Below are 452 nucleotides of genomic sequence, written 5' to 3'. Positions count from 1 at the left end.
GGCATATGATTTACCTCCCAGACTAAGATATTCTTTAAGTATCTATAGTCTATGCATAAATAGGTTGTCATGTTCATCATGATGTAAAAAGGAGTTTAGAGACGTGAATGATCAAGAATTGCAAAGCATCGTTGAAGAAATATCTAAGGGTTTTTTTAATAAGGATTTCATCCATCAAGCTTTATTTAATTCAAGACTTATAACAACAGGTGGCCGTTATTTATTATATAGCCATAATATTGAAATAAATAAGAAGTATTTGGATCAGTTAGGTATGGACGAATTGATTAGTATTATTAAACATGAATTGTGCCACTATCATCTTCATCAAGAGGGAAAGGGGTATAAACATAGAGATAAGGATTTTAAAGAGTTGCTTCAAAAGGTTGGTGGTTCGAGATATTGTTCACCTCTGCCAGGACCTTCGGGTAAAAGGGGAGAAAATAGAATTC

At 33.2% G+C, this 452-nt stretch carries 1 protein-coding gene; it reads left to right on the top strand.

Annotated elements, in window-relative coordinates; genetic code table 11:
• Positions 1–103: 103 nt before the first annotated feature.
• Positions 104–452, top strand: a 349-nt coding sequence (locus tag D7Y15_RS43755; RefSeq protein WP_121756238.1) for a SprT family protein, incomplete at its 3' end; no start/stop codon positions are given.

The organism is Corallococcus sp. AB030 (assembly GCF_003668965.1).
Taxonomy (GTDB): domain Bacteria; phylum Myxococcota; class Myxococcia; order Myxococcales; family Myxococcaceae; genus Corallococcus; species Corallococcus exiguus.
The sequence above is the reverse complement of the archived record's forward strand: the minus strand, read 5'-3'. Positions and strand labels throughout refer to the sequence as shown.